We start from the raw sequence: 16206 nt of genomic DNA, 5'->3' as shown, positions 1-16206 counted from the left end.
TGAACAAAAGTTAGCAACTTACTAACATACATAGTTGTCCCAACACCACTCTAAGAGAATCATATTCAAGCTTGGCCGAAAAAATGCTAAGGATAGAGATTTAATTCCTATTTACTATGAGAAAAAATACCATATGCCTAGATCTCATCTATTTTTTACAAATTAAAACTTTGCGAAGGCTGCCTCCACTTCTCATTATTCTTGCATCTATAGCAAAATCACAAGCATTTTCAACCCAAATCCTTGTATTTCTTCCTCAATAAAGATAGAGTAAAGAGGGAAATTATTATAAATGAGGTCGTTAGTTATGTCATTTGATGGTTTATTTACACGCGCAATGTCTCTTGAATTAAAAGAGCTTTTACTAGGAGGCCGAATTAATAAAGTTCAACAGCCTTTTACCAATGAAATTATTTTATCCATTAGAGCTAATGGAAAAAATCAAAAATTGCTATTATCGGCTCATCCTAGCTATGCCCGCATTCAAATTACGGAAGAAAATTATGAAAATCCTAAAGAACCACCAATGTTCTGCATGCTTCTCCGCAAGCATTTAGAAGGTTATTTTATAGAAGATATTTATCAAATAGACAATGAACGGATCATTGTTTTAGAAATTAGGGGAAGAAATGAAATTGGCGATACTTCCTATAAAAAACTGATGATCGAGATAATGGGTAGACACAGCAATATCATTTTGGTTGACCGCGATAAAAATACCATTCTAGATAGCATTAAACATATTTCGTATGCTGTTAATAGTCATAGAGCTATTCTTCCCGGTTATGAGTATTTAGCTCCGCCAAAACAAGAAAAACAAGATCCTTATACAGCATCAGAGGAAGATGTACTGCGGGCTATTGATTTTAATAGCGGCAAACTGGACAAACAGCTTGTCCAGCAGTTTGCTGGATTATCTCCACTAATTGCTAAAGAAATGGTCTATCTGGCTGGTCTTGCAAACCGTGAAACTTTACCAAAAGCATTTCTTATGGTAATGGAGCCAATAAAAAAAGGCAATTATGCTCCTTCTATCATGGATACTCCAGAGAAAGAATATTTTTACTGCCTATCAATGGAACATGTCAAAGGAAACGTGAAGTCCTTTCCTACATTAAGTAAAATGCTCGATCGCTATTATTTCGGAAAAGCAGAACGAGATCGAGTGAAACAGCAAAGCAATGATTTAGAACGATTTATTGTAAATGAACGAGATAAAAACAAAAAGAAAATAAAAAAACTAGAACGTTCTTTATCGGAAGCTGAAAATGCGGAACAATATCAATTACTTGGTGAACTTTTGACTGCAAACCTTTATGCGGTTAAAAAGGGCATGTCAGAAGTAGAAGTAATCAATTATTACGATGAAGATAGTAAAACCGTTAAGATTCCGCTTAGCCCAAGACTATCTCCTTCTGAAAATGCGCAAAAATATTTCACAAGATATCAAAAAGCGAAAAATTCGATTGATATTATTAAGGAACAAATTAAACTAGCAGAACAAGAATATGAATACTTTGAAACACTATACCAGCAAATTCTTGCTGCCTCTCCAAAAGATATTCAGGAAATTCGGGAAGAGTTAGTGGAAGAAGGTTACCTTAGAGAAAGACAGAAAAAGCAAAATAAGAAACAGCAAAATGTAAAGCCTGTCTTAGACTACTATGTTTCGTCCGAGGGTACAGAAATTATCGTCGGAAAGAATAATAAACAAAATGATTATTTAACAAACAAAGTAGCAGCTAGAGATGAAATTTGGCTGCATACAAAGGATATTCCTGGATCCCATGTTGTCATTCGCAGCAAAGAGCCTTCCGAGGAAACAATCATGCAAGCAGCAAAGTTAGCAGCTTATTTTAGCAAAGCACGCCAATCTAGTTCTGTTCCCGTTGACTTCACATTAGTACGTCATGTGAAAAAGCCAAGTGGCGCAAAGCCTGGTTTTGTAATTTATGATAACCAGCAAACTGTTTATGTTACACCAGATGAAGAAACGGTTATTCGCTTGAAAAAAAGCTAAATAGTTTGAAACGAGAGGTCTTTAGCTGCCTCTCGTTTTTGTTTAATTATGCATGGGGCTTTGGTTTCTTATGATGATAATAGCTTGAAGAGCTGATTTGTCTCCGATCCTTGGTCTTCTGTTTTCATCCTTCTTATGAACACCACTTCTCTTGCCCGCCGCACTAATTTCGGCGTTCACCCTTCTTATGAACGCAACTTTTCTTGCCTCCTGCTCCTATTTCGGCGTTCATCCCTCTTATGAACAATTCTTCTCACCAAATCCCAAACAATAACTAACTTTTTTACTCAAACTAAAAAACAGCACTTTACATAAAAGTGCTGTTCACTCCTTAATCTATCCCCAATTCTCCGGACTTTCCTTCCAAGCATTTAAGCTTGCCAAATCTCCTTCTTGAATATAGCCTTTTTTCTGTGCTACATCTAATAAGCTCGTATAGTCTGTTAATGAGTAGGCTGTAATCTCAGCCTCCCCAAGTAATTCTTTCCCCTTTGGTAATTCGTATGTAAAAATAGCAACCACTCCAAGCACCTCACAGCCTGCTTCTCGTAAACTATTAACAGCTGTGATAACACTTCCACCAGTAGATATTAAATCCTCGACTACTACTACTTTTTGGCCCTTTTCCACTTTTCCTTCAATCTGATTTCCCTTTCCATGCGCTTTTGCTTTAGAGCGCACATATGCCATTGGCAAATCTAGAAGCTCACTTACCCAAGCAGCGTGAGGAATGCCGGCTGTCGCTGTTCCCGCCACAACTTCTGTTTCAGGGAATTTCTCCTTAATTAAACCAGCTAACCCTGATGCAATATTTTTTCGCACTTTAGGATAGGACAAAGTTAAGCGATTATCGCAATAGATTGGAGATTTTAATCCTGAAGACCAAGTAAATGGATCATTTGGCTGTAAAAATACGGCTTTAATCTCTAGTAATTGTTCGGCAATTTCATGTTTCATAGCGTGATACCCTCCCACTCTGATTTAAATAACGTATAACTTTTATATGGATTTTCTGCTCTTGTAATCGAACGACCAACAACAATTGCTGATACACCATTCTCACGGGCAACTTGAGGTGTTGCAACGCGCACTTGATCCTGTACTTCATCTGTTTTTAAACGAATGCCAGGTGTTACAGTGAGAAACGATTCTCCTAATTGTTCACGAATGGCCCCAGCTTCCAATGTGGAGCAAACAACGCCATCCAGTCCAGCCTCTTTCGTAATCGATGCATAATGTAAAACAGACTCCAATAAAGGAACTTGAATTAACTGCTCTTTTTGCATGCTTGCTTCAGACGTACTTGTTAGCTGAGTTACTCCAATACATTTCGCTCGCTTCATTCCAGATGGTGTCCCCGCTTCAAGTCCTTCCACTGCACGAGCCATCATGTCCACTCCACCAGCTGCATGGACATTTACTAAATCAACGCCTAAGCTAGCAATATTTTTCATCGCACTTCCAACAGTATTAGGGATATCATGTAATTTTAAGTCGAGGAAAATTTGATGATTTTGCTCTTTTAATTCCTTGATAATACTTGGACCTTCTTTATAAAAAAGTTCCATTCCTACCTTTAAAAATAAAGATTCCCCATTAAATTTTTTCAAAAAGGAATGTACCTCTTCCTTTGTTGCAAAATCAAGCGCGATGATAAGCGAATTGTTCATGCTTTCCCCAGCTCCTTCCAGTTACTTCTGAAATATGTTCAAATCCGTATTTATCTAATAACTCAGGTAAGTCTTCGATTATTTTTGGGCAGATGAATGGGTCCACAAAGTTTGCTGTGCCGACTGCTACTGCACTTGCACCAGCATAGAAAAACTCTAGGACATCCTCAGCCGACGCAACACCGCCCATTCCGATAATCGGCAGATTTACCGCTTGACTTACTTCGTAGATCATTCGAATTGCTACAGGTTTAACAGCTGGGCCTGATAACCCCCCTGTTTTGTTTGCTAAAATGGGGTGTCCTGTCTTTAAGTCAAGGCGCATGCCAACAAGCGTATTAATCATGGTAATCCCATCTGCTCCCCCTGCTTCCACCGCTTTTGCCATTTCTACAATATTTGTTACATTTGGTGACAACTTTACATATACCGGAACCTCTGAAACTTCCTTTACTTTTTTCGTCAATTCCTTTGCAACCTCAGGAATCGTTCCAAAAGCAATTCCACCTGTTTTTACATTCGGACAAGAAATGTTTAGTTCTAATGCGGCGACATTCGAAGCACTGGAAATTTCTTTCGCAACCGCAACATAATCCTCTTCAACGGATCCAGCAACATTTGCAATAATTGGTACATCAAACTGACTTAGCCATGGCAATTCTTCCCCAACTACTTTTTTAAGACCGGGATTTTGCAGACCGATGGCATTAAGCATCCCAGAAGTAGTTTCTGCGACCCTTGGTGTAGGATTGCCAAAACGAGGCTCTACTGTTGTCGCTTTAATCATGATGGCACCAAGCTTGCTTAAATCATATAAGTTACTGTATTCCCGTCCAAATCCAAAACAGCCAGAGGCAGGCATAATAGGGTTTTTAAGCTCTAATCCAGGAAGCTTTACCTGAAGTCGGTTCATAGGACAACCTCCCCTGTTCTAAATACTGGTCCATCTGTACATACCTTTTTATAACTAAAACCTGTTGGATCGTCTGCTGTATGACATACACAAGCAAAACATGCACCTATCCCACATCCCATTCTTTCCTCTAGAGAAATGAACACCTTTTTATCTGGAAATGTTTTTTCTAGATTTTTAAGCATTGGTGTTGGTCCACAGGAGTATAATACGTCAAATTCTAGTTTTTCTTGAAAAATAACGTCTGTTACAAATCCTTGTGTACCATAACTACCGTCTACTGTAGCGATATACGTATCCCCCAGTTTCGCAAACTTTTCTTCATAAAAAGCAACGGATTCTGTTTGAAAGCCTAATACAGCCACTACCTTTACTCCTTCGGCAACTAGACGATTGGCTAATTCATATAATGGCGGCACTCCAATTCCTCCACCAATTAATAAAGCTGTCTGCCCTGACTTGCTTTCTTCAACTGGGAAACCATTTCCTAAAGGACCGAGGATATCAATAGCTTCTCCCGCTTGTTTTTTGGCAAGAAGCTTTGTGCCCGCTCCTTCAGCGCGGTAGATCATCGTAAATGTTTTTCTTTCCGGATCAATGTGGCAAATACTAATTGGACGTCTTAATAACGGTGCAGAATGATCACTTACTTTGATATGAACAAATTGACCTGGCTCGTTCATTTCAGAGACAAGCTCACCTGTTAAGGTGAGCTCCATAATATTCTCCGCTATTTCCTTCTGTTCAACTACTGTACAAATTTCGTTTTTGATCATACTAACAATGCCTCCAGTTGCTTTTTACTTGGCTCCATTGCCTCTGTAGAAAATGTCATGGATTCAACTACTCGAAGGATCGCCTCTGCTGTGTCTAAAGAAGTTAAACATGGAATCCCATTTTCGACAGATTCACGTCTGATACGGAATCCATCTCTTGCTGGCTGGCTTCCTTTTGAGAAGGTATTAATGACAAATTGTGCTTCCCCATTGCGGATGACATCAATTAATGTATGTCCTTCTCCACCAATTTTACCGACCACTTTTACTGGGATGTTGTTGCTTTCCAGAAACTCTGCTGTTCCGCTTGTTGCCATCAAACTATAACCAATATTCACAAATCTTTTTGCGAGCTGTAGTGCCTCTTCCTTATCTTTATCACCAATTGTCAGAAGAACGGTGCCGAATGTTTTAATCTTCATGCCTGATGCAATTAAGCCTTTATAAAGAGCTTTTTCAAGGGTAATATCTTTGCCCATTACTTCTCCTGTTGACTTCATTTCAGGACCCAATGTGATATCTACTCTTCGTAATTTTGCAAAAGAGAATACTGGCACTTTCACATAGACACCAGACTTCTCTGCTACTAAGCCGGATTGATAGCCTTGTTCTTTTAAGGAGGTTCCCAAAATAACTTTTGTAGCGATTTTCGCCATTGGCACATTCGTAATTTTGCTTAAGAAAGGTACTGTTCTACTTGAGCGAGGATTTACTTCTAGGACGAATACTTCTCCTTTAGAAACAACGTACTGGATATTGAGTAAACCTACGATTTTTAATCCTTTTGCAAGCCTTGTTGTGTAATCTACTAATGTTTGCTTAATTTCAGCAGATAGGCTTTGTGAAGGATAGACAGCGATCGAATCGCCTGAGTGTACTCCTGCTCGCTCAATATGCTCCATAATTCCTGGAATTACTACATCGGTGCCATCACAGATTGCATCCACTTCAATTTCTTTCCCTGTTAAATAACGATCAATTAAGATTGGCTGTCCTGGACTTGCTTTAACAGCATTTTCCATATAAGGAATCAGCTCTTCTTCTTTATAAACGATTTGCATCGCTCTTCCACCTAATACATAAGATGGTCTTACAAGTACTGGGTAGCCAATTGATTGTGCAACTACAATTGCTTCTTCAACTGTCAACGCTGTTTTTCCGTCTGGCTGTGGTATACCCAATTCTTGAAGACTTTGTTCAAACTTATCCCGGTCCTCTGCACGATCTAAGTCTTCTAGAGATGTTCCTAAAATTTTGATGCCGCGCTCTGCTAATGGACCAGCTAAGTTAATTGCTGTCTGTCCGCCAAACTGAACCACTACTCCTTCCGGCTTTTCTAAATCAATGATATGCATGACATCTTCAATCGTAAGTGGCTCAAAGTAGAGTTTATCTGAAATACTAAAGTCTGTTGAAACAGTCTCTGGATTATTATTGATGATAATGGCTTCATATCCTGCTTCCTTGATTGCCCAAACAGAATGAACCGTTGCATAGTCAAACTCAATTCCTTGTCCGATGCGAATTGGTCCAGAACCAAGGACAACAATGCTCTTCTTATCTGTAACAACCGATTCATTTTCCTCTTCATAGGTTCCATAGTAGTATGGTGTTTCTGATTCAAATTCAGCAGCACATGTATCGACCATTTTATAGACAGGTACAATGCCTTTCTCTTTTCTCCAGTTATATACTTCGAGCTCTGTTGTGTTCCAAAGCTTTGCAAGCTGAATATCAGCGAATCCTTTTTCTTTTGCTTCTTTTACATATTCCTCATCAAACGGATGATTAATTAACTCTTTCTCGAACTTAATAATGCCTTCCAGTTTGAAAAGGAAGAAGAGATCAATTTTACTCCACTCATGAATGGTTTCTATGCTTATGCCCCGATTAAGTGCCTCTGCTATATAAAACAATCTTTCATCACCGGCAACTCTTATTCGTTTCTCGAGTAATTCATCACTTGTTTCATCTGCTGCATTTAGGGAGAAATGATATACTTTTGCTTCTAGAGAGCGGATTGCTTTTAGTAAAGATTCTTCAAAAGTACGGCCAATTGCCATTACTTCCCCAGTCGCTTTCATTTGGGTCCCTAAATTACGTTTTGCTGATTCAAACTTATCGAAAGGAAAGCGTGGGATTTTACTTACTACATAATCAAGGGCTGGCTCAAAGCTTGCATAAGTTTTTCCCGTTACAGGATTCATCATCTCATCCAATGTTAAGCCTACTGCAATTTTTGCCGCCAGCTTTGCAATTGGATAGCCAGTTGCTTTACTAGCAAGGGCAGATGAACGACTTACTCTTGGGTTTACTTCGATAATATAGTATTGAAAGCTATCTGGATCTAAGGCAAGCTGCACGTTACAGCCGCCTTCAATTTTTAAGGCACGGATAATTTTTAAAGATGTATTTCTTAGTAATTGATATTCACGGTCGCTTAATGTTTGGCTTGGTGCCACGACAATACTGTCACCCGTATGGATCCCTACTGGATCGATATTTTCCATATTACACACTACTATGGCATTATCATTGCTATCACGCATTACTTCGTATTCAATTTCTTTAAAGCCCGCGATGCTTTTTTCTAATAAACATTGTGTAACTGGGCTATTTTTTAAGCCGCTTGTTACGATTTCTTCTAATTCTTCGTCATTATGGCAAATCCCTCCACCAGTTCCTCCTAGTGTAAAAGCAGGTCTGACGATAACCGGATAACCAATTTTCTCCACAAAAGCTTTTGCTTCCTCCATATTGTGGATAATATCACTAGCTGGTACAGGTTCACCTAATTCATTCATCAAATTACGGAAAAGGTCGCGGTCCTCTGCCTGCTGAATGGCAGCTAGCTTCGTTCCTAGTACTTCAACTCCACATTCCTCCAACACACCAGCATCGGAAAGCTCAACAGCAAGGTTCAAGCCAGTTTGCCCCCCTAATGTTGGAAGAATAGCATCTGGTCGCTCTTTGCGGATAATTCTGCTGACAAATTCAAGTGTTAATGGTTCGATATACACTTTATCTGCCATTTCTGTATCTGTCATAATGGTTGCAGGGTTGGAGTTTACTAGAATAACACGATAGCCTTCTTCCTTTAAGGCGATACATGCTTGCGCTCCTGCATAGTCAAATTCTGCTGCCTGCCCAATGATGATTGGTCCTGATCCGATTACTAATATACTTTTAATATCTTTACGCTTTGACATATGCGGCACCTTCCTGTTTGTGAGATTGTATCATTTCCATAAAACGATCGAATAAATAGTTGGCATCCTCTGGTCCAGGTGAAGCTTCTGGATGATATTGCACGGTAAATGCTGGATATTCCTTATGCTGTAGGCCTTCAATTGTTCCATCATTTAAAGCAATATGTGTTATTTCTAAGTTTGTATGTTTAATAGATTCTTCCTCTACTGTATAGCCATGGTTTTGCGATGTCAGCGAAACCTTCCCTGTTAATAAATCCTTCACTGGGTGGTTTGATCCTCTATGACCAAACTTCATTTTCTCCGTGTTTGCCCCACTTGCAAGTGCGAACAATTGATGACCTAGACAGATTCCAAACAACGGTACTTTCCCAATAATTCCTTTAATTGCTTCAATGGACTCTGGTACATCCTTTGGATCCCCAGGTCCGTTAGATAACATCACACCATCTGGACTTAAATTTAGAATGTCTTCTGCTGAAGTGTTATAAGGAACAACGATTACATCACAATCTCGTTTATTTAATTCTCGTAAAATACCATGCTTCATGCCGTAATCTACTAAAACAACGCGGCTTCCACGGCCAGGACTTGGATAAGGTTTCTTTGTTGAAACTTGCTTTACTTGTTCTGCACTTAATGTAATATCTTTTAATTTTGCAATTACATCCTCAGCATTTTCTTCGATGCTGCAAATGGCGCCTTTTAACGTTCCATATTGACGGATAATACGGGTTAATTTTCTCGTATCTATTCCTGCAATTCCGGGAATTTTCTTTTGTTTAAAATATTCGTCTAATGATAGTTCATTTCGCCAGTTTGAAGGGAAATCACACACTTCTTTGACAATAAATCCATGGATGGCAGGCGTTATCGATTCAAAATCATCTCTATTGATGCCATAATTCCCCACTAAAGGATACGTAAGTGTGACAATTTGTCCACAGTAGGATGGATCGGATAGAATTTCCTGATAGCCTGTCATACCTGTGTTAAATACTATTTCACCAAATTTTTCTGTATCGGCACCGAAGCCTTTTCCGATAAATACTGTGCCATCTTCAAGAATTAGTTGTTTTTTCATGCGTGTACACTTTCCTTTCTCCAAGCAATCTTTCCACTAACGATTGTTGCAACTGGCCAACCCTGACATTCCCAACCAGCAAATGGAGTATTTCTTCCTTTTGATAAAAATGTTTTAGGATCAATTTTATTCGTTTCATTTAAATCAAGAACGACAATATCTGCAAGTTTTCCTGCTTCTAATGTTCCAGCATCCAGCTTAAAGGCTTGTGCTGGTTTTACTGTTAAATAATTTATTAACTGTTGTAATGTCATTATCCCTGTTTTCACAAAGTTTGTATAAAGGAGCGGGAATGCTGTTTCTAAACCAACAATTCCGAATGGTGCAAGCTGCATCGTTTGTGCTTTCTCTTCTGCTGTATGTGGTGCATGGTCTGTTGCAATAAAGTCTATTGTTCCATCTAGCAGCCCTTCGATTAAAGCTTCACGATCCTCTATTCCTCTTAGCGGTGGATTCATTTTATAGTTTGTATCAAGGGATGGAATATCGGTATCTGCTAATAGTAAGTGGTGTGGTGATACCTCTGCAGTCACTCTTATGCCAGCTTTTTTCGCATCTCTTACAACACGTACAGATTCTTTTGTACTGATATGGCAAACATGATAATGACAGCCTGTTGCTTCTGCTAAAAGAATATCTCTTGCAATTTGGACTGATTCACAAACACTTGGTATCCCATTTACACCGTTCGCCTTCGAAAATTCCCCTTCATGGACACAACCTTTATTAATGAGGCTGTTGTCTTCACAGTGAGCGACAATCGCCATATCCAATGCAGCAGCTTGCTTCATTGCTTCAAGCATTTGGCCAGCTTCTTGAATTCCCACGCCATCATCTGTAAAGGCAAATGCCCCTAATTCTTTAAGCGCCTTAAAATCAGTAAGCTCCGTCCCTAATTGCCTAATGGTAATGGAGGCATACGGTAAAACATTTACATTTGCTGTATTTTTAATTCTTTCATTTAATTTATGTAGATTTTCGACAGTGTCAGGCACAGGTCTAGTGTTTGGCATATTCGCAATCGTTGTGAATCCGCCGCGTGCTGCTGCCATTGTCCCTGTTGCAATTGTTTCTTTCTGTTCGCCGCCTGGCTCTCTCAAATGAACATGTAGGTCGATAAAGCCTGGAGCAACAACTTTTCCAGCTGCATCAATCACTTCATCTGCAATTGCTTTGATTTCCTTTGCAATCATCTTAATTGCTCCATTATCAATCAAGATGTCGTTCTGTTCTAATTCCCCTATAGTATTAAGCAACTGGCCATTTTTGATAAGTATTGACATGTTCATTTCTCCCTCCGATATTTTCTAATGATCTTTTTAGTACACTCATGCGGATAAATACACCATTTTCCATTTGCTTAAAAATTCTGGAGCGTTCGCATTCCACAAGCTCATCGGCAATTTCAACATCTCTGTTTACTGGGGCAGGATGCATGATAATGCTTCCTTGCTTCATTTTTCTTTCTCTTTCTATTGTTAGTCCATAAAGCTTATGGTAGCTTTCTTTGTCAAAAGCAGCTCTTTCGTCACCGTGCCTTTCATGTTGGACACGCAGCAGCATCACAACATCGGATGTTTCAATCGCTGTATCAATATCTTCATAATTTGCATCTTGTAAGACTGTTTCATCAAACCATTCTCTTGGTCCGGAAAAAACAACCTCTGCCCCTAGCCTTGTCAGAGCATCTGCATTAGATCTTGCAACACGGCTATGGCTAATATCACCGATAATACTTACTTTTAAGCCGTTGAAGCGTTGGAATTCCTGCTGTATCGTTAGAAGGTCAAGCAATGATTGAGTAGGGTGATGACCACAGCCATCTCCTGCATTAAGGACTGGTATATTTACTCTTCCGACTAACTCATCAAAGTAGCGGTCATTTTCGTGCCTTATGACTACAGCATTTACTCCTATTGATTCCAGCGTTCGAACAGTATCATATAGTGTTTCTCCTTTCACAACACTTGAGGTTGTCGTTTCAAATGGAATCACTTCAAGTCCTAACTTTCTTTCCGCTACTTCAAAGCTGCTTTTTGTTCTCGTGCTAGCTTCGAAAAAAAGATTTGCTATAAAACATTGATTTGCCGGCCGCCATATTTCTCCATCTGCAAATTTTTGTGCATCTCTTAAGATTTCCTGAATCTCTGTAACGGTTAACTCAGTCGTCGTTAATAAGTTTTCCATGATACTACCTCCCGTTATTTGCTGCTTTTAATAACTTCACTTCGCAAAAAAACGCCCTAACATACTCGTTAGGGCGTCAAAAATTTCACTTTTGCATAGATTTAGGCAAAGTAAACCTGCGGCTATAATCTATGCATCGTTTTTGGCACCCTTATAAGTCTCTCTGTACTTGTTTAAAAGGTGTTCTTATTTAGTTTCATCTACTGCGATTGAATCTTCGAATAAATCTTCTTTTGCTTTTTCTCTACCAGGTAATACTAGGTTTAAAATAATTCCGAGGATTGCAGCAAAAGCCATTCCCTCTAATTTAAAGTGTTCACCCATATGAATCGAGAATCCGCCAATTCCAGTTACAAGGATGACAGATGCAATAACTAAATTGCGGTTTTTATTGAAATCAAGCTTTGCTTCTACAATAATTCTTAATCCAGATGATGCGATGATTCCGAATAGAAGGATAGATACGCCTCCCATTACTGGTGTTGGGATAGACTGTATAAGGGCAGCGATTTTTCCGATAAACCCAAAACCTATTGCTAATACTGCTGCTCCTCCTAAAACATATACACTATACACTCTCGTTATTGCTAAAACCCCAATATTTTCTCCATAAGTTGTTTTTGCAGGCCCCCCCATTAAAGCAGAGATAATCGTCGCAGTTCCATCTCCTAAAATACTTCTGTGAAGGCCAGGATCTTTTATATAATCTTTTCCAACTACTTTACTTAATACAAGCTGATGACCGATATGCTCTGTTAGTGTGACGATTGCCACTGGAACAAAGATTGTAAGTAGTGCAAGGTTTATCGTTACAGGATAATCTACGAATGGGAAGATAAAATCTGGCATTGCAAACCATTTGGCATCCAAGACTCCTTGAAAGTTAACCACCCCTACAAGCAAGGCATAGACATAGCCGATTACGATACCTGCTAATATTGGGATAAAGCTGAATACTCCTTTGCCAAACATCGTGAAAAGGATGGTTGCAAGTAACGTTACTAGTGCAACAGAGATATAAAGTAAGCTGTATTCTTGATTCTCAGCTCCATTATTTATATACATTGATTGTCCAACCGCTGTTGTAGCAAGCGCTAATCCAATGACCATGATTACAGGTCCGACAACGATTGGCGGTAAGATATTCATAATCCAACGATATCCTGCTTTTTTAATCGTTAAGGCAACAATTCCATAAACAATTCCGGCAATAAAGGTGCCGATCATGGCTGCGCCTGGTCCGCCGCCCGGCATTGTCTTCGCCGCGATAACTGGTGCGATAAAAGCAAAAGAGGAACCTAAGTACGCAGGTACTTTAAATTGTGTAATGATTAAGAATGCGAGCGTACCTATTCCACTTGAGACTAAAGCAACCGCTGGACTCAATTCAATTAAGAATGGTACTAAAACAGTTGCGCCAAACATGGCGAATAAATGCTGTAAGCTTAAGGTAATCCATTGAAGGGCACTTGGTTTATCATTAATTCCTAATAAGGGTTTTGTTTCGTTCATTTCTGTCTCCTCTTTCTGTTAAAAAAATTGAGTATAAATTAGTTATTAATATCCCCTATTGAACAAATAAAACCCCTTTTCTGCGCAGCAAAAAAGGGGTTTTAAGCAGGTTTAAAGAAACCTTAGGAAAAAACTCCCCTTTTCAGCCTCACAGGACTGCTTTTAAAAGGGATCTATTTAATTTTCAAATATATTTACTTCATCATGACCATCGACTTCATCAAGCTCAACTACAATTTTTTCTGAACTGGAAGTAGGAATGTTTTTCCCTACATAATCAGCTCTTATTGGAAGTTCTCGATGACCTCTGTCCACTAGAACCGCAAGCTGTATGGATGCTGGTCTACCCATATCCATCAGTGCATCCATTCCGGCACGAACAGTTCTTCCTGTATATAATACATCATCTACCAGAATGACTTTTAAGCCTTGGATATCTGTTGGAATATCTGATCCTTTTACTAATGGTTCTTCATTCTTTGTTTTCTTCGTTAAATCATCTCGATATAACGTAATATCCAATTCGCCAACTTCGATTGGCTTTCCTTCTATTTGGGCAATTTTTTCGGCAAGACGATTTGCAATATAAATACCTCTTGTCCGAATGCCAACTAGAATACAATCTTCTATCCCTTTATTCTTTTCAATAATTTCATGAGCGATTCTTGTTAATGCTCGTCTAATTGCTTGATCGTCTAGTACAAGTGCCTTTTTCGACATTTTGATCACCATCCATGCTGTGATTCAATCTTAAAAAAATATCCTCTCACCCTTTTGGATGAGAGGATATACGTATACTAAGATAGCTATTACTAAAAATAGCTAGAATCCGTTACCTTCTCAACCTCACAGGATTGATTTAAAGGACTTATTCAACTAAAGTTATCTTAATATATGATAGAGCGCTTGTCAACGATTATTTCGTAACGTATCTAAAAGCTGTTCATATTCTTTAGGTAAGGGTGCTTCGAACTCTAAATATTCTCCAGTTCGTGGATGTTCAAATCCTAGTAAGCCAGCATGAAGTGCTTGACCGCCAATATCTAGTGTTTTTCTTGGTCCATATTTAGGATCTCCCACAAGCGGATAGCCAATATACTTCATATGCACACGAATTTGGTGGGTGCGTCCCGTCTCTAATTGGCATTCAATATAAGTGTATTCCGCTATTCTTTCTAGTACATGAAAATGAGTAACCGCGTGTTTACCCTTATCTACAACAGCCATACTTTGTCTGTCTTTCGTGTCACGACCAATCGGTGCCTCAATTGTCCCATAATCATGGGGAATAGAACCATGTACTAATGCCTTATATTTTCTCGTTACAGTTTTTGCTACTAATTGATTCACTAGACTTTCATGAGCAGCATCATTTTTAGCAACCATCAGCAGTCCAGACGTATCTTTATCGATTCGGTGAACAATTCCAGGTCTCATCACCCCATTAATTCCAGAAAGATCTTTACAATGAGCCATTAGACCATTCACTAATGTTCCTGTTACATGGCCAGGTGCTGGATGTACAACCATTCCTTTTGGTTTATTTACTACGATAACATCTTGATCTTCATAATAAATATCCAAATCCATTTCCTCTGCCTCTACATCTAGCTCAACTGCTTCCGGTACTTCAATAGCTACTACATCGTTTAAAACACCTTTATACTTTGTTTTAACGGTTTGTCCGTTAACAGTCACATGACCGTCTTTTATCCATTGTTGAACCTGCGTTCTTGACCAATCTGCATTAATTGTGGAAACAATCTTGTCGATTCGTTCATTTACTTGCTCACTTTGAATGATATGTTCCTTTTTTTCCATGTTTCTTCTCCTTCTTTGCGTCTCGATCCTCCCTCAGCATCACTAGGATTAATAAAATAACACCAATTACTAAAGATGAGTCTGCAATATTAAATATAGGGAAATCATAATTGAAGATATACGTATTGATAAAGTCGACTACATATTGATGTCTGGCACGGTCAATAAAATTACCAAGCGCACCACCTAAAATTAGACCCAGTGCGACGCCGTATAGCATTTTTCCTTTTGTACCAGTTTGAATCAAATAAATTAACCCAATCACAACAACGACGGTGATAATATAGAAAAATACCATTTGGTTTTCCAGCATGCCCCATGCGGCTCCACTATTACGATGAGATGTTAGGTAGAAAAAATCTTTTATTACTTCGATGCTTTCCCCCAGCTCCATATTTTTTACAACTAACCATTTTGTCCATTGATCAATAATAATAATAATAGCTGCAATTATGTAATAAAACACTAAAGTTTCCTCCAATTCTCGAGTCTCCTTTAGCATTTTAGCATAAACTAGATGAAAACGATAGCTTGGCCGCATATTTCCATTTGAAGTAGTGTTTTAATCAGTGGATTGACTTTCGATAATAGGATTGAATGCTGTTTATATCGTTCTTTGTCCTAATTATCGGAACCATCTCTAACAAATCAAATGGTAGCAATTCACCAGACATTTCACACATTCCAAAATTGCCATTTTCTAATTTTTGCATCGTTTCTTCTACATCTTTTAGTTCGTCTTCAATATATTTGTTTATTTTTGAATCTCTTTTTACGCTTAACGTTGTTACTAATTCAATTTGTGTCATACGGAGTTCTGTATAAAGCTTTTCAATAGTTGAATTCAATTCCATTACCTCCGTTTCTTTAATTATTTTTAGCATTTCCATTGAAGGAGACAAAAACCGATTAAAGATTTAACAGGCATAACAACTATTAACGGAGGTGGAAGTATTTCACTTCTTTTCACATGTATAAAAAATTCCCTCCGCTTTATGATAATAGCCAGGTATG

At 38.6% G+C, this 16206-nt stretch carries 14 protein-coding genes; 1 reads left to right on the top strand and 13 read right to left on the bottom strand.

All coding sequences use genetic code 11. The annotated features are described in order from the left end of the window. Positions 1–307: 307 nt before the first annotated feature. Complete coding sequence (locus tag NSQ92_RS06520) at positions 308–2020, top strand: Rqc2 family fibronectin-binding protein (RefSeq protein WP_061796747.1); 1713 nt, start codon at positions 308–310, stop codon at positions 2018–2020. 336 nt (positions 2021–2356) lie between these two features. On the opposite strand, the gene pyrE is transcribed toward NSQ92_RS06520, so the two are convergent. From pyrE to NSQ92_RS06455, 13 genes are all read right to left on the bottom strand, one after another. Next, a complete protein-coding gene (gene pyrE / locus NSQ92_RS06515) occupies positions 2357–2977 on the bottom strand; it encodes an orotate phosphoribosyltransferase (RefSeq protein ID WP_341152489.1) in 621 nt (206 codons plus the stop codon). Next, positions 2974–3690 carry an orotidine-5'-phosphate decarboxylase gene (pyrF, locus tag NSQ92_RS06510; protein WP_047939939.1) on the bottom strand — a complete coding sequence of 239 codons (717 nt, stop codon included), beginning with the start codon at positions 3688–3690 and terminating at the stop codon, positions 2974–2976. The genes pyrE and pyrF overlap by 4 nt, the downstream gene beginning before the upstream one ends. Further along, complete coding sequence (locus tag NSQ92_RS06505) at positions 3662–4603, bottom strand: dihydroorotate dehydrogenase (protein WP_341152488.1); 942 nt, start codon at positions 4601–4603, stop codon at positions 3662–3664. Before NSQ92_RS06505 ends, pyrF begins: the two co-directional genes overlap by 29 nt. After that, entirely contained in the window at positions 4600–5379 is a 780-nt protein-coding gene (locus NSQ92_RS06500; RefSeq protein WP_095319938.1) for a dihydroorotate dehydrogenase electron transfer subunit, read from the bottom strand. The genes NSQ92_RS06505 and NSQ92_RS06500 overlap by 4 nt, the downstream gene beginning before the upstream one ends. Next, positions 5376–8588 (bottom strand): carbamoyl-phosphate synthase large subunit, encoded by a 3213-nt coding sequence (gene carB, locus NSQ92_RS06495; protein WP_341152487.1) that lies wholly within the window; start codon positions 8586–8588, stop codon positions 5376–5378. The genes NSQ92_RS06500 and carB overlap by 4 nt, the downstream gene beginning before the upstream one ends. Beyond that, on the bottom strand, positions 8575–9672 hold the full coding sequence (locus NSQ92_RS06490) for a carbamoyl phosphate synthase small subunit (protein WP_341152486.1): 1098 nt from the start codon (positions 9670–9672) through the stop codon (positions 8575–8577). The genes carB and NSQ92_RS06490 overlap by 14 nt, the downstream gene beginning before the upstream one ends. Further along, a complete protein-coding gene (locus tag NSQ92_RS06485) occupies positions 9669–10955 on the bottom strand; it encodes a dihydroorotase (RefSeq protein ID WP_341152908.1) in 1287 nt (428 codons plus the stop codon). Before NSQ92_RS06485 ends, NSQ92_RS06490 begins: the two co-directional genes overlap by 4 nt. Then, a complete protein-coding gene (locus NSQ92_RS06480) occupies positions 10921–11859 on the bottom strand; it encodes an aspartate carbamoyltransferase catalytic subunit (protein ID WP_047939933.1) in 939 nt (312 codons plus the stop codon). Before NSQ92_RS06480 ends, NSQ92_RS06485 begins: the two co-directional genes overlap by 35 nt. Before the next feature lie 186 nt (positions 11860–12045). Beyond that, complete coding sequence (locus NSQ92_RS06475) at positions 12046–13371, bottom strand: solute carrier family 23 protein (RefSeq protein ID WP_095321266.1); 1326 nt, start codon at positions 13369–13371, stop codon at positions 12046–12048. Positions 13372–13548: 177 nt separating this feature from the next. Beyond that, positions 13549–14091 (bottom strand): bifunctional pyr operon transcriptional regulator/uracil phosphoribosyltransferase PyrR, encoded by a 543-nt coding sequence (gene pyrR, locus NSQ92_RS06470; protein ID WP_047939931.1) that lies wholly within the window; start codon positions 14089–14091, stop codon positions 13549–13551. A 189-nt stretch (positions 14092–14280) separates the two neighbouring features. Further along, entirely contained in the window at positions 14281–15192 is a 912-nt protein-coding gene (locus tag NSQ92_RS06465) for an RluA family pseudouridine synthase (RefSeq protein ID WP_061796762.1), read from the bottom strand. Further along, positions 15161–15694 carry a signal peptidase II gene (lspA, locus tag NSQ92_RS06460; RefSeq protein ID WP_082138207.1) on the bottom strand — a complete coding sequence of 178 codons (534 nt, stop codon included), beginning with the start codon at positions 15692–15694 and terminating at the stop codon, positions 15161–15163. Before lspA ends, NSQ92_RS06465 begins: the two co-directional genes overlap by 32 nt. A 64-nt stretch (positions 15695–15758) precedes the next feature. Continuing rightward, complete coding sequence (locus NSQ92_RS06455) at positions 15759–16040, bottom strand: hypothetical protein (RefSeq protein WP_047939929.1); 282 nt, start codon at positions 16038–16040, stop codon at positions 15759–15761. Positions 16041–16206 lie beyond the last annotated feature (166 nt).

It is taken from the genome of Niallia sp. FSL M8-0099 (assembly GCF_038006945.1).
Lineage (GTDB): Bacteria > Bacillota > Bacilli > Bacillales > Cytobacillaceae > Niallia > Niallia circulans.
Note: the sequence above shows the minus strand (reverse complement) of the source record. Positions and strands in the feature narration are given on the sequence as shown.